Genomic DNA, 18,652 nt, shown 5'->3' with positions numbered 1-18,652 from the left:
TTCCAACTCCTGCGCCGCTATTGTAAAGGGCAGGACAACAGGCGCCAGCGAAACCCGACAGGGAGATAGATAAAACTTGCGTGACTCCGGTGAATTTGACGTGAGCGGTGCGCTGCTGGATTGGTACGACCGCCATGCCCGCGAGATGCCTTGGCGCGTAGCTCCTGCCGATCGGGCTGCGGGCGTGATGCCCGATCCCTACCGCATTTGGTTGTCCGAGGTCATGCTGCAGCAGACCACCGTTGCGGCTGTGCGCGACTATTTCGTGCGATTCACAAACCGTTGGCCGACAGTTAAGGCACTGGCCGCTGCCCCGGATGATCAGGTTATGGGGGAGTGGGCGGGGCTTGGCTACTATGCTCGCGCCCGCAATTTGTTGAAATGCGCCCGGGTCGTGGCCGAACAGCATGGTGGAACGTTCCCCGATACCTACGACGCGCTCCTCAATTTGCCGGGAATCGGTCCCTACACCGCCGCTGCAATTTCCGCCATCGCCTTCGACCGACCCGAAACCGTGTTGGACGGCAACGTGGAACGGGTTATGGCGCGCCTTTACGACATTCATGACCCGTTGCCAGGTTCAAAACCACAATTGAAAGAGCATGCGGCTGCGCTTACGCCTTTCACCCGCCCGGGTGATTATGCGCAGGCGGTCATGGACCTCGGGGCAACAATCTGCACACCAAAATCTCCGGCCTGCGGTATCTGCCCAGTGCAAGCCCCATGCGCCGCTCGCGCCGCCGGAACGCAATCCGATTTGCCACGCAAGACACCGAAAAAGCCCAAACCCACGCGATACGGCCATGTCTATATAGCCCAAGGCGATAACGGAGCCTTTCTGATGGAACGTCGTCCCGACAAGGGGCTGCTGGGTGGTATGCTGGGCTGGCCGGGGTCAGAATGGTCAGACGGCCCATCCGATGCACCGCCCTTCCCGTGCGAATGGCGGGAGCTGCCGGGTGAGGTACGCCATACATTTACCCACTTCCACCTGATCCTGCGCATCTGGACGGCCACGCTGCCGGTCGGCTGGTCGCATGACGATCTGATTGTCATGGAAAAACACGCTTTCCGCCCCAGTGACCTACCTACTGTTATGCGCAAAGCGTATGACCTCTGGCGCTCTACGTAACCCATTGTGTGGCATTGCCGGGTAGGGCTAATCTGCCCACAGTTTCTCGGAGCGAAGCGATGATCGCATCAGACAGTCTGTCACGCTGGCAAGTGGCATTGCCCTTCTGGGTGTCCTTCCTGCTGATCCCCGTCATCTGGCTTACCGCCGTTGCCGGAGGCTGGTGGGTCTTGCTTGTGCCTCTTTTGACTTGGTGGGCGTTTGCAGTTCTGGATCGGTTAACGGGGCGGAACCTTGAAAATGCCGATCCGGCCACGCCGGACGGCGGTCTCAAATGGTACATTCTGCTGACCAAGGCATGGGCCCCGGTTCAGTTTCTTACGCTGTTTGGGTTGCTCTGGTACGCCACACATACCGATCACCTGTCTGTTTTTAGCAAGATTGGATTGTTCTTCGGGATGGGTGTGATTTCGGGCACCATCGGGATCAACTACAGCCATGAACTGATGCACCAGAAAGGGCGGTCAGAACGTTGGCTGGGTGATATTCTACTGGCCATGGTGTTGTATTCTCACTTCCGGTCAGAACACCTGCTGGTCCACCACCGCTATGTCGGGACGCCGCGCGATCCGGTCACTGCGCGGTACAATGAAGGGTTTCACCGCTTCTATCCTCGCGTTCTGTGGCAGTGCCTTGCGTCCGCCTTCCACGCAGAACGGGACAAGCTCGCGCGGAAGCAACGTCCGTGGACCGACCCGGCGAACCCGTTCTGGCGCTATTGGGCGCTTCAGGCGGGTATGCTGGCGTTGGCTTTCGTGGTCGGGGGATGGCCGGGCGTTGCCCTGTTCCTGGTGCAGGCAGGCGTCGCCATATGGCAGCTGGAACTGGTGAACTACGTCGAACATTACGGCCTGACCCGCAAACACCTTGGCGATGGCAAGTACGAGCATGTCCAGCCGCGCCATTCGTGGAACGCCTCGCAAAAAGCGTCGAACTGGCTGCTGATCAACCTGCAGCGTCACTCGGACCATCACTACAAACCCAACCGGCGCTTTCCGCTGCTGCAGCATCATTCGGAAGATGCGGCTCCGCAACTGCCCTATGGCTATCCGGTTATGACCGTCGCTGCGATGGTCCCACCGCTTTGGCGGCGGGTCATGAACCCCCGCGTTCGGGCCTGGCGGCGTCAATATTATCCCGAAGTCACCGATTGGAAACCGTACAACAGATCTCTCAACCCGTTGCCGCGTTCGTGACCGCAGCGCGCGCCCGCGCGCTGCCCGGCCCAACAGAATGACGCGCATCTCTGATGCGTGTCAGATCGGCGGGAGCTGCCCGTTCTACTGCGCCCAGATATCCATAGTTCCCTGCACCCCGCGTACCGGCTGGTTTTCATGCTTCACAAAACCTGCTGTCAGGTCGGCGGCGTTATTGCCCTCTTGCATCACCTGTGCCCGGACCGCGTCACTCAGCACCACGCGGACACCAAGATCACGCGTCATCGCTTCGAGCTTGGCGGAGACATTCACCGCATCCCCGATAACCGCAAATTCCAGTCGGTTTGCTCCGATATCTCCCAATACCACCGAGCCATAGTGAACCCCAATTCCTACACGAATTTCCGGCTCACCTGCCCGTCGCCGCTCCAGGTTCCAGCGATCAATCACATCCACCATATCGCGGGCGCAAGCCACCGCGTTACTGGCATCCAATGGGGTGGTCACCGGCGTACCGAATGTGGCCATCAAACCATCCCCAAGGTATTTGTCCAACGTGCCATGATGGCGAAACACCTCGGTTTCCATTCGCGCGTGAAAGCCGCGCAAAACTTCAATGACGTCATACGGGTCGCGCCCGGCCGCGAATTTGGTAAACCCCACGATGTCGATGAACAAAACGGCGATGTCTTCTTTGCGAACCTGCTTGAGCGGCTCATCATTCTGGCTGAGTTCGTCCACGACGTTCGGAGAGAAATATCGCGACAGGTTTGCACGCTCCCTTTCAAGCCCGGCATTTGTCATCAACAATCGATTGAGCCGCCGCATCGAGATACCAAGCGTAACCGCAACCATCAGGAATACGATCACCTGCTGAATACGCTGAGGGACCATAAAGCTGTTGGGATCCAGAAGTTCCGCAACATCCGGATATCCGGCCAATGCCTCGTACACGCGCTCACTGATGCCCGGAATTGGCGTAGCCACCCACCAGGCGATGATCCAGCCCACTGTCCACATCGTCGCCGTCCACGTGCCGATAGCCACGACCGTGCGCCACGAATAGGCCAGAGTTCCCGCTGCCAGAATGATGAAGAAATACTGGAAGTTATCGAACCGGTATTGCATTGCCAGCGGTCGAACATCATCGCTGAACGGGTTCGGCACGATCATCCCCAAAGTCATGATCAGCAAGTCGACGAAGATCAGCAAAAGCTCGACTCGTGACTGGCCCACGCTGCCTGCCCGCCGGATCAACCAACCATTGGCGCAAATCAATAACAGGATGAAGTGATACCACAGAACGTCCCAATGGGGGTTCAGGTAGATCAACAAAATGCCGGTAAAGCCCATCGCCACCCAGCGGGCACGAACGGCCAGTTCCAACCCTTCGCGCTTATGCCGTTCCAGCGCTGCCTCGGTGTACTTGTTGTCCAGATCATACTTGTCTGGCTGTGTCACAAAAAACCGCCCAAATCGGGTTTCGCTGGCTGTGGTATCCGACATTGCCATGGTTCCTTCCGTGAGCAGCAGGACAAGGAATCTCATATCGGAACTGAATGAAGAATAAAACAAAAGACCCCGCCGAGATCGGCGGGGCAAGGCGTAGTGCCTTGTGTCAGGCCACAGGCACCGGCGGTATTCTTGAAATCAGTTGTGCATCTCGGCCCGGATCTGCTGACGCAAAACGTCGATCGGCACCGTTTTGCCATCGCGTTTAAAGCACCAGTAAGTCCAGCCATTGCAAGAGGGCGCGTTTTCCAGATGCGCGCCGACCTGGTGGATCGAACCTTTGACGTTGTCGCCCACCAGCGTTCCGTCAGCCCGAACCTTGGCCTTGTGGCGTTGGTTCATCGAATAAAGCTCTTCACCCGGGCGCAGCATGCCGCGTTCGACCAGCTGACCGAAGGGCACGCGCGGTTCAGCGCGCTTGCTGGCGCTGACTTCCAGCGCTTCGCGGTCGAACTTGCGGACTTTGGAAATCCGCTTCTCGGCGACCTTGCGATAGCTTTCCTCGCGTTCGATCCCGATGAATTCGCGGCCCAGCATCTTGGCGACGGCACCAGTGGTACCCGTGCCAAAGAACGGATCCAGAATAACATCGCCCGGGTTGGTCGAACCGATCAGGACGCGGTGCAACAAGGATTCCGGCTTTTGTGTCGGGTGCGCCTTGTCGCCGTTTTCATCCTTTAGGCGCTCATGTCCGGTGCAGATCGGCAGAACCCAATCGCTGCGCATCTGCACGCCTTCGTTCAGCGCTTTCAGGGCTTCGTAATTGAACGTGTATTTCGCGCCTTCGCGCTTAGAGGCCCAGATCATCGTCTCATGCGCGTTGGTAAACCGCTTGCCGCGGAAATTCGGCATCGGGTTCGATTTGCGCCAGACAACGTCGTTCAGAATCCAGTATCCGGCGTCCTGCAGGGCTGTACCGACGCGGAAGATGTTGTGGTAGGACCCAATCACCCAAATCGCGCCATTGGGCTTGAGCAGACGATGCGCCGCTTTTAGCCATTCGCGGGTGAACTGGTCATAAACACCAAAGCTTGAAAACTGATCCCAGTGATCGTCGACCGCATCAACCTGGCTGTTATCGGGGCGGTGCAACTGGCCTTTGAGCTGCAGATTATACGGCGGATCCGCGAAAATCAGGTCAACCGACTCCGCAGGCAGACTGTTCATCACATCGATGCAGTCCCCGGATAGAATCGTGTTTAAAGGGAGCGCTGTTGCGCCCTTTTTGGTTGTCGTTGTCATATCTCTGCCTCAAGTTCCACGGCGCTTTTGCGCTCATTTGGTTGAGACAAGGATGAGTCAAAGTCGATTCCCCGTCAATTTCTTTTTTGAATCAGCGGCTTACGATTTACTCTTGATACAAGATATTGTGTACCGGCTTGAACGAACGCCTATGATGTGGGGTCACACCAAGTTTTTGTAGCGCTTCCCTGTGTTGTTTTGACGGATAGCCTGCGTTCTTCTCCCATCCATAGCCGGGATGCTGTTGCGCCAAATCCACCATCAGTTGATCGCGCCAGTTTTTGGCAATGATCGAACCCGCTGCAATCGACACGGAATGCGCATCCCCTTTGACCACCGCCTGCGCCGGGATCGTCAAACCCCGCGGGATCATGTTTCCGTCGATCAGCAGATAGTCAGGCGGCGGATCCAAGGCCGCAACCGCACGTTCCATCGCCAGATGCGAGGCACGCAAGATGTTGTGTTCGTCAATCTCGGCAACTGAGGCTTCAGCTATCGCAAATTCAGCCCGGTCACGTACCGCGATATCCAAAACAGCCCGTCGTTTCGCCGTCAGTTTCTTGGAATCGTTCAGCCCCTCGGGAATATCTTCGGGGTTCAGGATCACGGCGGCAGCAACCACTGGCCCGGCCAATGGCCCACGGCCCACTTCATCCACACCGGCAATGCGCAGATACCCTTGCGCCACTGCCGCCTGTTCAATCGAATAATCTGGCGTTGTCATACCAACCGAAAACCGCGTTTCGCGCCCCACCGCAAGACAAAAAGAGAGGGCGGCTTGTGCCACCCTCTCCTGCGCGGCGCTTCTGTGGCACCGCTCCTGCTCGAAAGTGATTACTTGTAAACGACGCGGTATCCCTTCTGGCGCAGGCATGCGGGTTCATATGCCCGGTTCACCTTATTGCCGTTCCAGAAACCGACCTTGCACTCTTGCGGCAGGCTATTGGCATGTTTGTAATGCTTCTTGAGGCATTTCGGAGCCAGAAGCGGGTGATTGTTCGAATAGGCGCTATACTTGCGCAGGCATTTCTGCGGCAGATCATACCGCGCGACGTGTTGCGGCAAGGGGCGCACTGGGTAACTGGGCTGGGCCGCATAAGGCTGAGGCGTGTAGGTCTGATGACGCGTCGTCCGGTCCTTGCGTTTTTCCTTGTTATAGTAGTGGACCCCGGCACCGATGATCGCGATGGCAGCAAGCCCGCCAAGGATGTCCTTGGCATCCGCCGCCCGCGCCTGCGAGGCTGAGACGCCGGTGATGGTGATAGCGGTGGCAACGATAAAAGCGATGAACTTCCGGTGCATGATGCGTGTCCTTCCTGGTGTTTCGGGGCGATCCGGCACAGACCGCAAACGTGATGCCCCAACACTGGGTCCGCACCCTTCGGACAAGCAATAACGGGCGGTTGTTATCCGATATCACGCCCCTCAAACCCCTTAGGTTATTGAATATCGTGCAAACCCATGCGCAGGATGCAGCCTATGAAACCGATCCTCTCTTCTCTGGCCGTTGCGGCCCTGATATCGCTTGGTACCGCCGCGTCGGCGGAGTGCTATGCGGACTACAAGGCCAAGCAGGACAATCCACTGCGGCTGCATTACGGCGTGATGCAGGTTTCGGCCTGTGACAAAGGACAGGCTCAGCAAGAAGCCTCAAAACGCCTTAGTGCGTCGGGCTGGACATTGTTGAATGTCATGTCTGTCTTTGGGCCAGAAGGGTTGGATAAAAGGAAGGCCAATGCCGGACAATTCTATCTCCGTTACTGAGGCCAGGCGGTCAGGCACACGATTGGTCGGCGCAGGTATAGCGGCAATCGTCCTGATCCTGATAACCGCCGCCGTCTTCCTGTTCTGGACCCTGCCAGACGCCAACGCCTTCAACGCGCGAGTGGAGCGGTTGTTTGTCGAAAGCGACCTGACGTCGCAGACGGAAATCCGGCTGCTTGAGATTCTGGCCCAGTCCGGCACCGCCTTTGCCGATACCCTGTCCAGCTATCGGATGGTGATTTTCGTATTGCTGGTCTTTGCCAGCGCCATGCTTGTGACGGCGCTGGTCTTTTTGGTGATGCTGGTGATGCTGAACCGCCGGATGGCGCAGATCGAGCGCACGGGTATTCAGGTCACGTCGCTGCTGATCAGTCGCGAGGAAAACACCGTATATCTGAATAATATGGACTTCAAACTGACCCCAGCTGCGATGGAGACCCTGTCAGTCCTTGCCGAATCCCGACTGGATGACGAGGTCCTGTCCGGCGTTCAGATCGAAGCAGTGATTTCGGGCAAAAGCGCTGCCGATTGTGACGAAGCCGCTGGCGCTACGCGGATAAAACGGCTGCGTGACGCCTTGGGTAATCAGATGGTCAGCGAATTGCTGGTCAAGAACATCGCCAAGAAAGGTTATATGTTGTCCATCGAAAAGGACGTGATCCAGATGGTCTGATCCACTAGGACCGCACAGCTATCGTGCAGAAAAATGCCGAGGCTGCCCCTTGGAAAACCTCTTCACAAGGCCCATCCTATAGGGACCCCGCGCCAGGGAGGATGAAGATGAACGTCCACGCCACAGCAAGACCAAAAGGCTATGGAATCTCGGTCGAACGGTTAGATGGTAAGATTGCGATTTACCGGGACCAGACCCTTTTAGCCGAAAGCAGCAACGCCAAAGTCATGTACGAAACACGGCTGCCGCCGACGATCTACATTCCGCGCGAAGACGTGCTGGTGGATCTCAGCGACGAAACCGAGTTGCAGACTTTTTGCCCCTTCAAGGGCACCGCAACCTATCACGACGTCATTCTTGGCGGCGAACGGCTTGCCAATTCCGTTTGGGCCTACGAAGAAGCTCTCCCCGAAAGCGCCGCCATTCAGGGGCATATCGGGTTTTTACCCAATGCTTATTCCCGGATCGATTTGGGCGACAACCAACTGCGGGAACCCCAAGACGGCAATATCAGCGGCCCTTTGATCGATTGGCTGATGCGTGGGGCGTCCGCAAACAACACGCCTGAGGCGTTCACCAAAGCGCTGGCCGAGAAAATGCTGGAACACGGGATTGCCATTCAACGCCTCAGCATTCTGACATGGTCCCTGCACCCTCTGATCGCCGGCAAACACTATATCTGGGAAAAGGGCGAGGCTGAGATCTCGACCAATGTTCCGACCTATGAAATCCACGACCACCCGGCATACATCAACAGTCCGTTGCGCCATGTGTCGAACGGGCTGGGCGGTGTGCGTCAGCGGCTGAACGCGGAAAACCCCCACAACAGCTTTCCGATCATGGAAGACCTGCGGGAAAAGGGGGCAACCGACTATGTCGCCATGCCGTTGCCGTTCTCGGATGGGCGGACCAACGTTCTGACCCTGACCTGTGATCACCCGGACGGTTTCACGACCGAAAACCTTGGGCTGGTGTTCGAATGTTCGCTGGTCATCGCCCGGTTCTATGAGGTTTTCATGCAGCGCGAAAACGCGCAGGTCCTGCTGGAAACCTATGTCGGAAAACGATCGGGTGCGCGCGTACTTGGGGGTGAAATCCGGCGCGGTGACGGCGATGAAATTGATGCTGCCATCATGTTCTGCGACCTCCGCAATTCGACCAGTCTTGAGGAACAGCTTGGGCGCGAGGCGTATATCAATCTGTTGAACGACTTTTTCGAAACCGTTTCTGGCATCGTGCATGAAAATGGCGGCGAGGTCCTAAAGTTCATAGGCGACGCTGTCCTTGCCGTGTTTCCGGCAGGCGAGGATGCAAAAGCCGCCCGCGATAATGCCCAGCGCAGCGCCATCGATATCGTCGAAAAACTGGGAGAGTTGCGCCAGTCAGGGTCAGATGCACATTGCGATTGCTCCATTGGTGTTGCCTATGGGCGCGTAACCTACGGCAATGTCGGCTCGCGTGAACGGCTGGACTTTACCGTGATCGGACAAGCCGCAAACATCGCTGCGCGTCTGGGTGAATACGGAAAAACCAAAAACCACAGGATTGTCGTGTCTGCCGATATTTTGCCCGCCTGCGCCAACGCTCTGCCGCTTGGCGACGTCAAGCTGCATAACGTGTCGCAACCGGTCGAGTCATATGCTCTCAGAACTTCCGCGGATGCCGTTCTGAACGCTTGATTTACGCGATCGGTTTGCAATGTTTCAAAGCACTGAGTGTTGAGTTTCCAACACACGTTCAGATCGTTCTATGCCTCACCCGCCGACCAGAACCAGGCCGGCCATCAGGAAGGATCGCCCGCTGAGACCGCGCAACACACCGGTTCCTCTTCAAACGCGTCACCCATTCCCAAAACCGGCCCCGTTGGCCGCATCGACATGAGGTTGTGAAATTGATTACCCCGACCCAACCCAACGCCCAACCGTCAGCCACAGCACAAACCCAAGACGCACCAAAGCAAACAGGTCTGGCATCAGACTTTGAGACATTCCTGACAATGCTGACCGTACAGGCCCAGAATCAGGATCCTTTGAAACCATTGGATGCCTCAGAATATGCATCGCAACTGGCGCAATTCTCGATGGTCGAACAACAGGTTCAGACAAATAATTTGTTAGCGACACTTGGACAGGCGCTGGGTGGTGCAAATCTGGATAAACTCGGCAAATGGATCGGGATGGACGTTCGAGCGCCCGCGGCTTTCCAATATGAGGGCGAGCCTGTGACGCTGTTTGCCACACCTGCACCCGAGGCTGACAAGGCGGTCATGGTCATCCGCGACAGTGACGGAGCCGTTGTCGATCGTGTGGCTGTTTCCACGACCGACAATAAAACTGTTTGGACTGGTCAGGGAAGCGATGGGCAGCCTCTGGCGGCGGGAAGTTACTCGGCCACACTGGAACGTTATGATGGTGACGAACTGTTATCGACACAGCTGGCAGAGACCTATGGTGAAGTTGTCGAAGCTCAGGTTACGGACAATCAGGTTATGCTGACCCTCGAAAGCGGGCAGGTTGTCGCTGCCACGACGGTAACCGGGGTCAGAGCCGGAACTTGATCTGCCGGGCAGGACAGTTCACACCTTGGCAGATTCGACTCGCTAACTGCATTGGTGAAACTCCTGCCTGCCCCAACCCACCCTCCTTCTGATCTGATCGACGATCTGCGAGCCCGTGGCCTTGTTCAGCCCGGCGCAGAGTTTCAAACGTTGTATGGCGGGCGAACAAATCAGGTCTGGAAAGTACTGGGTGGCAGCGGTGACAAGGTTCTGAAGCTGTATCGCGCAACACCGCGCAATCCGCTGTTTCGCAATGACCCGGAACTCGAAGCGCTATGTTTGCGCGCCCTTGAGCCCACCGGATTTGTTCCCCGCCTGCGTGCGACCGGAACACATGATACAGGCCATTGGGTGTTCTACGATCACGCCCCCGGATCACCGTGGCAAGAAGGGCCTGAGAGTGTCGCCGGTTTGCTGCGTGAATTGCATAGGCTTGATGTTTCGGTCCAAGCGCCGGATGGCTGCAATGGCAGCAGGGATCTGGCTGAACATGCCGAACGTATTCTCAGCGTTTGCACCTCTGATACACGCGCACGACTCGCGCAGCTGCGCCCAAAAGGCCATGTGCCCGCGACCGCACACACATGCCTGATCCATGGCGATACCGTGGCCGGAAACATCCTTGTCGCGCCAACCGGCATAACCCTGATCGACTGGCAGTGCCCGGCTTGGGGCGATCCGTGCGAGGACATTGCGATGTTCCTGTCCCCGGCCATGCAACGGCTTTACCGCGGCGCACCCCTGAGCGTGACCGAGGAAGAGCGGTTTCTGGCAGCATATGGTCACCATGAAACTGTCGCGCGATACCGGGATTTGCGCCCGTGGTTTGCATGGCGCATGGCTGCCTACTGTTTGTGGCGCATCGAAAACGGGGCTGCGGATTATGCCCAAACGCTCGAACTGGAAATCGCCGCGCTTTAGAGCGATAACCGATCCGCGATTGCCATCGCAGCATAGGCGGGCGGCATCAGGGCGCGCCGCCAGAACCCAAGGGGAAACCGACCCGGCAGCTGTGCAATCGGCGCGGGCAACTCGGTCTGTTTATCCAAAACCACGCGGGCAAGGGCGCGTCCGCAATACGTCCCCATGGCGACGCCATTCCCGTGATAGGCAAAGGCAGCAAACATTCCGGGTTGATCGGGAACTGGCCCGACATAAGGCGTCAGCTTGCGCGACAGGCACACCATTCCGGACCACATATGGGCCACATCTACATCTTTCCATTCCGGAAACATGACCTGAAAGTCCCGGCGCATTGTCCGGCGAATGGCGGCCTCGGCCCGAGGGGACGACTGCAACCCTCCGCGCATACCGAACAGGAATCTCCGATCAGGCATCAGGCGGAAATAGTGCAGCAGGTTTCGGGTGTCATAACACATCTGCTCCGAGGTCCACCCCTGCGCTTGCAACTCAGCGTCTGTCAGGGGCCGGGTCACCAGAACCGTGGATTGCGTGGGCATGTAGCGTCCCGACAACCAGGGCGGCATATCCTCGCTGGAGTACCCGTTCGTGCAAATCAGCACGTTCGTGGCGCGGATGTGACCTGATCCAGATTCAATATCGAACCCGGCCTGAGTTTTCCTGATGGTTTCAACCGGCGATTTCTGGAAAACCTGTACGCCCCGCGCCTGGACAACGCCTGCCAAGCCAAACAGATACTTTCGAGGGTTAAGAGCGAAACCAACCGGATTTGTATATGCACCATGAAAGGAACCGCCCAGGCCCAGGCGCTGCAAGTCATCAGAACCGTGCAAGACACCTGATGCTTCTGCGTTACGACGTAGCTTTTCCATCGCCCGTGCCGAATGGGCCAGTTGGGTCTCCCCTTTCGAATGGGTATCGGCGTCGATCTGATGCTGTTCCAGCAAATCTGCGACAAGCAGAACAGCGTCTTCTTCCGCTTGTTCGTAAGACTGCGCAGCCTCAGCACCAAACCCACGGACCAAAGCCGCATGGCTCAGCTTGGACCCTCCGAGACAGCAAAATCCGCCATTCCGGCCCGAGGCACCCCACCCCGGGGTTGCGGCCTCAAGAACCGCAACTTTCACACCTGCCTCGGCCAGATGCAGGGCTGCCGAAAGCCCCGTGAAGCCGCCGCCGACGATTGCGACGTCAACGTTCAGATCACCTTTATGGGTCGGCCAATCAGGTGCCGAAATTGTCTGATCCCACCAGCAGTTCTGACGGGGTCCTGGCCCATAGGTGTAGTCCGGAAAAAGACGTTTCATTCGGTGCGCGCCGCGGCAAGTTCATCCTGCTTTTGCCGAACCATTGCGCGTTTCGTCACCAGCGAGGCGGTGATGACGCCAACCGTGACGACTGCAATCATGATGGTAGACAGCGCGTTGATCTCGGGGCTGACGCCCAGACGCACGGCCGAGAATATCTTGATCGGCAGCGTTGTCGCCGACGGGCCCGAGGTAAAGGACGCGATAACCAGATCGTCCAGCGATAGGGTAAAAGCCAGCAGCCAGCCTGAAATCACCGCGGGCGCAATGATCGGCAGTGTCACAAGACGGAACGCCTGCGCTGGCGAACATCCCAGATCCAAAGCAGCCTCTTCCAGCGACTTGTCAAATGTCACAAGGCGCGAGGACACGACGACCGACACAAAGCACATCGAAAAGGTTGTGTGGGCCAGAACGATGGTCAGAATGCCCCTGTCCAGCCCAATGCCGATAAACAGCAGCAGCAACGACAGGCCGGTGATCACTTCGGGCATTACCAGAGGCGCGTAAATCATTCCGGAAAACAGTGTCCTGCCAAAAAACCGCCCGCCACGGACCAGAACATATGCGGCAGCGGTGCCAAGAACCGTGGCCAATGTGGATGAGAACACCGCAACCCGTATTGTCACCCAGGCCGCGTTCAGAAATGCCTCGTTCTGGGCAAGCTCACCGTACCATTTGGTCGAGAACCCAGCCCATACTGTGACCAGCTTGCTTTCGTTGAAGCTGAAGATGATCAGGATGACCATCGGGATGTAGAGGAACGCAAAGCCCAGTGTCAGAGACACCGCGTTGAACCAACTTAGCCTGTTCATTGCTCGGCCTCCGTCTGTTTCTGCTGGTTGCGCTGGAACAGCACAATCGGGATCACAAGGATCAGCAACAACACAACGGCAACGGCACTGGCCACCGGCCAATCGCGATTTGAGAAGAACTCTTCCCACAGCACCTTGCCGATCATTAGCGTGCTGGATCCGCCCAACAGCGACGGGATCACGAATTCACCGATCACCGGGATCATCACCAGAAAACAGCCGGCAATGATGCCGGGGCGCGACAGCGGTATAGTCACCAGCCAGAACGCCTTCAGACGGGAACAGCCCAGATCTTCGGCTGCTTCGATCAGGGATTCATCCATGCGCTCCAACGATGAATAAATCGGCAGGATCATGAAGGGCAAATAGGTGTAGACGATACCGATGTAGACGGCAGTGTTGGTGTTCAAAATGGTCAGCGGGGTCGAAATGATACCCAGCCACAACAGAATCTGGTTCAGATAGCCTTCATTGCTGAGAATTCCCATCCACGCGTAAACGCGGATCAGGAACGAGGTCCAGAACGGCAGTATCACCAGCATCATCAGTGTCGGACGCCATTCGGCTGGCGCGCGGGCCATTCCATAGGCAATCGGATAACCCACCAGCAACGTCAGAACCGTGGAGATCAGAGCGATCTTGACGCTGGACAGGTAGGCTTTCCAGTAAAGGTCATCTTCGGTCAGCCAGACGAAGTTTTCGAAATCCAACTGGCTGAAAAAGTCGGTTATCCCAGACCAACCCTGCGACAGATCCAGTGTCGGCGTATATGGCGGGATCGCCAGTTCGACATCCGACAGCGAAATCTTCAGAACGATAAAAAACGGTATCAGAAACAGGGCCAGCAGCCAGACATAAGGAACAGCGATCAGAAGGGCGCGGCGCATCAGTTTGCCAGCAAAACCGCAGCCGTTGCCGTCCACGACAGCCAGACCGGGTCTTCCCATGTAAACGAGCGGCGCGAGATTCGGCGCGTGTTGGCCGATTGCGCCTTGATGATCGTGCCATTTGGCAGCTCCACGTAATAGGTGGACAAATTGCCCAGATAGGCAATGTCAAGCACCTTGCCCTGAACCGCGTTGATGGCATCCGCCGGGCGATCGGCCGATATCGTCACCTTTTCGGGGCGGATCGCAAGATGGCAGCTTTGCCCGTTCGAGAATCCTGTCGAAGAAGTTGCGGTTAGCGGCGATTGTCCTTCGGCCCAGTCGATCTGATAGGCTTCATCGCCGTTCGCGGTCGCGCGGCCTTCGATGATATTCACGTCACCTATGAAATCCGCGACATAGACCGAGTTCGGGTTTTCATAGATCCTGTCCGGCGTCGATACCTGCATCAGCTTGCCCTGATCCATCACGGCGACGCGGCTGGCGACAGTCATCGCCTCTTCCTGATCATGGGTCACGATCACAAAGGTGGTGCCGGTCTTTTCCTGAATGTCCATCAGCTCGAACTGGGTGTCCTGCCGCAGTTTTTTGTCCAGCGCACCCAAGGGTTCGTCCAGCAACAGCAGTTTTGGCGCTTTTGCCAGTGACCGTGCCAGCGCGACCCTCTGCCGTTGGCCACCAGAAATCTGGTGCGGTTTACGGCGGGCGAATTGCTCAAGCCGGGTCAAGCGCAACATCTCTTCCACGCGGTCTTCTAGATCCCGCTTGGGCATGTTGTCCCGGCGCAAACCGAAGGCGATGTTTTCCCAAATGCTGAGGTGAGGAAACAGCGCATAAGACTGGAACATCATGTTCACAGCCCGCTTGTTTGGCGGGATCGGGTCGATGTCCTGCCCGCCCAGCATGATGTGCCCATCGGTAGGCTTTTCAAACCCTGCCAGCATCCTCATCATGGTCGTCTTGCCGCAGCCGGATGGACCGAGCAAAGCAAAGAATTCCTGTTCGAATATGTCCAGTGACAGGTTGTCGATCGCCGTGAATCCGCCAAAACGTTTGGTCACATTCTGGAATTGGATCAATGGTTTCGCCTGTGGATCTTCCCACGGCGCAAAGACGTTTGTGTTCAAGGCGGCCCCCGTTCGACGGTCTGATTGAAAGGGCAAGGCGGTCGGGCCGCCTTGCTCAGATACTTCGGTTCAGGTGCCCGATTTGATTTTTGTCCACAGGCGGGTCACGCTCCGCTGTGTTTTGACCGGATAAGGCGTCGTGATGTAGAGATTCTGCATCGTGGCATCACTCGGATAGATTGCCTGATCACCAATCACGTCTTCCTCAAGGAACTCCTGAGAAGCCTTGTTGCCATTGGCATAGTACACATAGTTCGATGCGGCAGCCATGTTGTTGGCGTCCAGAATGAAGTTCAAGAACTGGTGTGCGCCTTCCGGGTTCGGAGCATCCGCTGGAATAGCCATCTGGTCGAACCACATCAGCGAACCTTCAGCGAAGGGGTGGTATTCAATTTCCACACCATTTTCGGCCTCGGCCGCGCGATCCCGCGCTTGCAGGATGTCACCTGACCAACCGACAGCTACGCAGATATCGCCATTTGCCAGCGCGTTGATGTATTCCGAGCTGTGGAATTTCTGGATATGCGGGCGAACGCCAGCCAGAACTTCTTCGGCTTTACCGATCACATCGGTGTCATGGCTGTCCGGATCTTCACCGATGTACTGCAGCACCATCGGAATAATCTCGGCCGGAGCGTCCAGGAAATGGACGCCGCACGAGGCCAGCTTTTCCATATTCTCTGGTTTCAGAACCAAGTCCATGCTGTCCAGAGCAACGTCGTCGCCCAGCACTTCCTTAACCTTACCAACGTTAACGCCGAGGCCGGTCGTCCCCCACATGTAGTTGATCGAATAGGCGTTGTTCGGGTCATAGCCAGCGGTACGTTCCTGAATCACGTCCCATAGGTTTCCTGAATTCGAAAGCTTTGCTTCGTCCAGTTCCTGAAAGGCGCCAGCCTGAATCTGACGCTGTAGAAACGTGCCCGACGGCACAACCACATCATAGCCTGATCCACCGGCAAGCATCTTGGTTTCCAGAACCTCATTGCTGTCAAACACGTCGTAGATCAGGGTCAGCCCTGTCTCTTCTTCGAATTTTTTCAGTAGATCCTCGTCGATATAGTCGGACCAGTTATAGACGCGCACCTCTTCGGCAAAAGCCGCCGAAGTCCCCAGCGCGACAATCGCTGTCATCGTCAGCGTTTTGATTGACATATTTCTCTCCCTGCAAGTGTACGGGTATTCTCCCGTTTTTTTTGATTTGATCAAGTTTTGCGTTTTCCCCCGATCCATCGTATGGTTTCACGAGGTCAGGCGTCTGGCAAGTCGACACCACGCGAAACAGGGTAAACCACTTGGATTTGATCAAAAATAAAGCATCCGGCTCGAAGGTGGATGAGGGCAAAAGACCAGCGCATGAACAGGTGTACCAAACCCTGAGATCGCAGATCATGTACGGTGATCTGGTCCCGGGACAACCCGTCACGATACAGGGTTTGACCGAATCGCTCGGGGTTGGAATGACCCCCGTCCGCGAGGCGATCCGGCGGCTGATTTCGGACGGCGCACTGGTGTTTCAGGGCAATCGGCGCGTCAGCGTGCCTTTGTTGTCGGGCACCGATGTTGAGCAGATGATTTTTGCCAGAATATCAATAGAATCAGAGCTTTCCAGACGGGCAACCGCGAATCTAGAACCTGCTGATATCGATCAGCTCGAAAAGCTTGATCAGCGATTGGATCAGACCATCACAGACGGCGACGTCAGTGGTTACTTGCGTTTGAACCACCATTTTCATGAAACGCTCTACGCGCATGCGGATGCCCCGATTCTCAACGATCTGGCCGAGCGGCTTTGGCTGCGGTTCGGTCCCTCACTACGCGTTGTCTGCGGACGGTTCGGAACACATAGCCTGCCGGATCGGCACAAGGACATCATCGCAAGCTTGCGGGCGAAAGATGCGGAAAAGGTCGCGAAAGCAACCGCTCAGGACATTGAGCAGGGTATGGAATTGATGTCGGACGCTTTGATCTCCGCCTGATTCAGGTCGATTCGATTGACACGAAAAAATTTGATCATATTGTGACGGGTAACCGCCTTTTGCAGGAGATTCTCTGATGTCGACCATCACCAATCACATGCCGACCGCCGAATTGCAGGCGCTGGATGCGGCGCATCATATGCACCCGTTTTCGGCCAACGGATCATTGGGCGAGGAAGGTGCGCGCGTCATCACTCGTGCCAAAGGCGTGTACCTGACCGATAGCGAAGGCGAAGAGATTCTGGACGCCATGGCCGGTCTTTGGTGCGTCAATATCGGTTACGGTCGCGATGAACTGGCCGAGGTTGCTGCCCGTCAGATGCGTGAACTGCCTTATTACAACACGTTCTTCAAAACGACCCATATTCCGGCCATCGCTTTGGCAGCCAAGATCGCAGAACTCGCGCCGGGGGATCTGAATCACGTGTTCTTCGCGGCCGGTGGGTCCGAGGCAAATGACACCAACATTCGCCTGGTGCGCACCTATTGGGCTGAGAAAGGTCAGCCGGACAAAAACATCATCATCAGCCGCCACAATGCCTATCACGGGTCCTCCGTTGGTTCGGCCTCGCTGGGCGGTATGGCGGGCATGCATGCGCAGGGCGGCATCCCGATCCCGAACATCCACCACATCAACCAGCCGAACTGGTGGGCAGAAGGTGGCGACATGGCGCCGGAAGAGTTTGGCCTAGCCCGCGCGCGTGAACTGGAAGAAGCCATTCTGGAACTGGGCGAAGACCGCGTCGCCGCCTTTATCGCGGAACCCGTGCAGGGTGCCGGCGGTGTGATTGTCGCGCCTGACACCTATTGGCCCGAGGTTCAGCGCATTTGTGACAAATACGATATCCTGTTGATCGCCGATGAGGTGATCTGTGGCTTTGGACGCACAGGTAACTGGTTCGGGTCCGAAACCGTTGGCATCAAACCGCATATCATGACGATCGCCAAGGGACTCAGCTCGGGTTACGCGCCCATCGGCGGATCCATCGTGAATGACGAGATTGCCGAGGTGATCGGCGGCACCGAGTTCAATCACGGCTATACCTATTCCGGCCACCCGGTTGCGGCGGCAGTCGCATTGGAGAACCTGCGCATCCTCGAAGAAGAAGGCATCGTCGACCACGTCCGCGACGTGGCCGCCCCCTATCTGAAAGAGAAATGGGGGGCCCTGGCTGATCATCCATTGGTCGGTGAGGCCAAGATCGTCGGCATGATGGCCTCAATCGCTCTGACGCCGGATAAGGCCAGCCGCGCCAAATTCGCGTCCGAGCCCGGTACGGTCGGCTACATCTGCCGCGACCGCTGCTTTGCCAACAACCTGATCATGCGCCATGTGGGTGACCGGATGATCATCTCACCCCCGTTGGTCCTGACCCCTGCGGAGATCGACGAGATGTTCGTGCGGATTCACAAGTCACTGGACGAGGCGCAGGCCGAGATCATCGCGCAGGGGCTGATGAAGGCAGCGTCATAGTCCAGATTGCTGCTTTTCAGGTTTGAGGGGTGCATAAAAATGCGCCCCTTTTCAATTTTTGAGTCGCAATTGCCCGTCAATCGCTCCAGCTCAATTGCTGAACAC

At 56.9% G+C, this 18,652-nt stretch carries 18 protein-coding genes; 9 read left to right on the top strand and 9 right to left on the bottom strand.

The window, feature by feature from the left end; all coding sequences use genetic code 11:
* Positions 1 to 76: 76 nt before the first annotated feature.
* On the top strand, positions 77 to 1,132 hold the full coding sequence (gene mutY / locus DHN12_RS15915) for an A/G-specific adenine glycosylase (RefSeq protein WP_108861098.1): 1,056 nt from the start codon (positions 77 to 79) through the stop codon (positions 1,130 to 1,132).
* 59 nt (positions 1,133 to 1,191) lie between these two features.
* Positions 1,192 to 2,328, top strand: coding sequence for an alkane 1-monooxygenase (locus DHN12_RS15910; RefSeq protein ID WP_108861097.1), 1,137 nt, complete (start codon positions 1,192 to 1,194; stop codon positions 2,326 to 2,328).
* An 84-nt stretch (positions 2,329 to 2,412) separates the two neighbouring features.
* On the opposite strand, the gene DHN12_RS15905 is transcribed toward DHN12_RS15910, so the two are convergent.
* The 4 genes from DHN12_RS15905 to DHN12_RS15890 form a co-directional block, all read right to left on the bottom strand.
* Entirely contained in the window at positions 2,413 to 3,795 is a 1,383-nt protein-coding gene (locus DHN12_RS15905; RefSeq protein ID WP_108861210.1) for an adenylate/guanylate cyclase domain-containing protein, read from the bottom strand.
* Between the two features lie 144 nt (positions 3,796 to 3,939).
* The gene (locus DHN12_RS15900; protein ID WP_108861096.1) at positions 3,940 to 5,043 is read right to left on the bottom strand and encodes a site-specific DNA-methyltransferase; all 1,104 of its coding nucleotides are present in this window, start codon (positions 5,041 to 5,043) and stop codon (positions 3,940 to 3,942) included.
* A gap of 106 nt (positions 5,044 to 5,149) precedes the next feature.
* On the bottom strand, positions 5,150 to 5,767 hold the full coding sequence (locus tag DHN12_RS15895; RefSeq protein ID WP_108861209.1) for a ribonuclease HII: 618 nt from the start codon (positions 5,765 to 5,767) through the stop codon (positions 5,150 to 5,152).
* A gap of 110 nt (positions 5,768 to 5,877) precedes the next feature.
* Positions 5,878 to 6,345: a hypothetical protein gene (locus DHN12_RS15890; RefSeq protein WP_108861095.1), complete on the bottom strand. Its 468-nt coding sequence runs from the start codon at positions 6,343 to 6,345 to the stop codon at positions 5,878 to 5,880.
* Between the two features lie 177 nt (positions 6,346 to 6,522).
* Here DHN12_RS15890 and DHN12_RS15885 point away from each other — a divergent pair, with 177 nt between their 5' ends.
* From DHN12_RS15885 to DHN12_RS15865, 5 genes are all read left to right on the top strand, one after another.
* Positions 6,523 to 6,807: a hypothetical protein gene (locus tag DHN12_RS15885; RefSeq protein WP_058272591.1), complete on the top strand. Its 285-nt coding sequence runs from the start codon at positions 6,523 to 6,525 to the stop codon at positions 6,805 to 6,807.
* The gene (locus DHN12_RS15880) at positions 6,779 to 7,480 is read left to right on the top strand and encodes a helix-turn-helix domain-containing protein (protein ID WP_058279725.1); all 702 of its coding nucleotides are present in this window, start codon (positions 6,779 to 6,781) and stop codon (positions 7,478 to 7,480) included. Before DHN12_RS15885 ends, DHN12_RS15880 begins: the two co-directional genes overlap by 29 nt.
* Before the next feature lie 107 nt (positions 7,481 to 7,587).
* Positions 7,588 to 9,159 (top strand): DUF427 domain-containing protein, encoded by a 1,572-nt coding sequence (locus tag DHN12_RS15875; RefSeq protein ID WP_108861094.1) that lies wholly within the window; start codon positions 7,588 to 7,590, stop codon positions 9,157 to 9,159.
* Between the two features lie 206 nt (positions 9,160 to 9,365).
* A complete protein-coding gene (locus tag DHN12_RS15870) occupies positions 9,366 to 10,037 on the top strand; it encodes a flagellar hook capping FlgD N-terminal domain-containing protein (RefSeq protein WP_234416664.1) in 672 nt (223 codons plus the stop codon).
* A 54-nt stretch (positions 10,038 to 10,091) separates the two neighbouring features.
* Positions 10,092 to 10,958 carry a phosphotransferase family protein gene (locus tag DHN12_RS15865; RefSeq protein WP_234416663.1) on the top strand — a complete coding sequence of 289 codons (867 nt, stop codon included), beginning with the start codon at positions 10,092 to 10,094 and terminating at the stop codon, positions 10,956 to 10,958.
* On the opposite strand, the gene DHN12_RS15860 is transcribed toward DHN12_RS15865, so the two are convergent.
* The 5 genes from DHN12_RS15860 to DHN12_RS15840 form a co-directional block, all read right to left on the bottom strand.
* The gene (locus tag DHN12_RS15860) at positions 10,955 to 12,265 is read right to left on the bottom strand and encodes an FAD-binding oxidoreductase (RefSeq protein WP_108861093.1); all 1,311 of its coding nucleotides are present in this window, start codon (positions 12,263 to 12,265) and stop codon (positions 10,955 to 10,957) included. The two genes, DHN12_RS15865 and DHN12_RS15860, sit on opposite strands and share 4 nt — an antisense overlap.
* Positions 12,262 to 13,080, bottom strand: a complete 819-nt coding sequence (locus DHN12_RS15855) for an ABC transporter permease (protein ID WP_058272596.1) — start codon at positions 13,078 to 13,080, stop codon at positions 12,262 to 12,264. Before DHN12_RS15855 ends, DHN12_RS15860 begins: the two co-directional genes overlap by 4 nt.
* Positions 13,077 to 13,967 (bottom strand): ABC transporter permease subunit, encoded by an 891-nt coding sequence (locus DHN12_RS15850; RefSeq protein WP_108861206.1) that lies wholly within the window; start codon positions 13,965 to 13,967, stop codon positions 13,077 to 13,079. The genes DHN12_RS15855 and DHN12_RS15850 overlap by 4 nt, the downstream gene beginning before the upstream one ends.
* Positions 13,967 to 15,094 (bottom strand): ABC transporter ATP-binding protein, encoded by a 1,128-nt coding sequence (locus DHN12_RS15845; RefSeq protein ID WP_108861092.1) that lies wholly within the window; start codon positions 15,092 to 15,094, stop codon positions 13,967 to 13,969. The genes DHN12_RS15850 and DHN12_RS15845 overlap by 1 nt, the downstream gene beginning before the upstream one ends.
* A gap of 69 nt (positions 15,095 to 15,163) precedes the next feature.
* Positions 15,164 to 16,249, bottom strand: coding sequence for a polyamine ABC transporter substrate-binding protein (locus tag DHN12_RS15840; protein ID WP_108861091.1), 1,086 nt, complete (start codon positions 16,247 to 16,249; stop codon positions 15,164 to 15,166).
* Between the two features lie 140 nt (positions 16,250 to 16,389).
* Between DHN12_RS15840 and DHN12_RS15835 the strand changes: the two genes are divergently transcribed.
* Positions 16,390 to 17,073 (top strand): GntR family transcriptional regulator, encoded by a 684-nt coding sequence (locus tag DHN12_RS15835; RefSeq protein WP_108861090.1) that lies wholly within the window; start codon positions 16,390 to 16,392, stop codon positions 17,071 to 17,073.
* Positions 17,074 to 17,149: 76 nt separating this feature from the next.
* The gene (locus DHN12_RS15830; RefSeq protein ID WP_108861089.1) at positions 17,150 to 18,547 is read left to right on the top strand and encodes an aspartate aminotransferase family protein; all 1,398 of its coding nucleotides are present in this window, start codon (positions 17,150 to 17,152) and stop codon (positions 18,545 to 18,547) included.
* Positions 18,548 to 18,652 lie beyond the last annotated feature (105 nt).

The organism is Ruegeria sp. Alg231-54, assembly GCF_900143525.1.
Taxonomy (GTDB): domain Bacteria; phylum Pseudomonadota; class Alphaproteobacteria; order Rhodobacterales; family Rhodobacteraceae; genus Ruegeria.
This window is presented reverse-complemented; position numbering and strand designations above follow the sequence as displayed.

Bases quoted from the DNA above. Each gene is read 5' to 3' on its own strand.
- DHN12_RS15905 (WP_108861210.1), bottom strand. From the start codon at position 3,795: ATGTCGGATACCACAGCCAGCGAAACCCGATTTGGGCGGTTTTTTGTG.
- DHN12_RS15910 (WP_108861097.1), top strand. From the start codon at position 1,192: ATGATCGCATCAGACAGTCTGTCACGCTGGCAAGTGGCATTGCCCTTC.
- DHN12_RS15885 (WP_058272591.1), top strand. From the start codon at position 6,523: ATGAAACCGATCCTCTCTTCTCTGGCCGTTGCGGCCCTGATATCGCTT.
- DHN12_RS15895 (WP_108861209.1), bottom strand. From the start codon at position 5,767: ATGACAACGCCAGATTATTCGATTGAACAGGCGGCAGTGGCGCAAGGG.
- DHN12_RS15830 (WP_108861089.1), top strand. From the start codon at position 17,150: ATGTCGACCATCACCAATCACATGCCGACCGCCGAATTGCAGGCGCTG.
- DHN12_RS15890 (WP_108861095.1), bottom strand. From the start codon at position 6,345: ATGCACCGGAAGTTCATCGCTTTTATCGTTGCCACCGCTATCACCATC.
- DHN12_RS15875 (WP_108861094.1), top strand. From the start codon at position 7,588: ATGAACGTCCACGCCACAGCAAGACCAAAAGGCTATGGAATCTCGGTC.
- DHN12_RS15900 (WP_108861096.1), bottom strand. From the start codon at position 5,043: ATGACAACGACAACCAAAAAGGGCGCAACAGCGCTCCCTTTAAACACG.
- DHN12_RS15880 (WP_058279725.1), top strand. From the start codon at position 6,779: ATGCCGGACAATTCTATCTCCGTTACTGAGGCCAGGCGGTCAGGCACA.
- DHN12_RS15855 (WP_058272596.1), bottom strand. From the start codon at position 13,080: ATGAACAGGCTAAGTTGGTTCAACGCGGTGTCTCTGACACTGGGCTTT.
- DHN12_RS15850 (WP_108861206.1), bottom strand. From the start codon at position 13,967: ATGCGCCGCGCCCTTCTGATCGCTGTTCCTTATGTCTGGCTGCTGGCC.
- DHN12_RS15840 (WP_108861091.1), bottom strand. From the start codon at position 16,249: ATGTCAATCAAAACGCTGACGATGACAGCGATTGTCGCGCTGGGGACT.
- DHN12_RS15860 (WP_108861093.1), bottom strand. From the start codon at position 12,265: ATGAAACGTCTTTTTCCGGACTACACCTATGGGCCAGGACCCCGTCAG.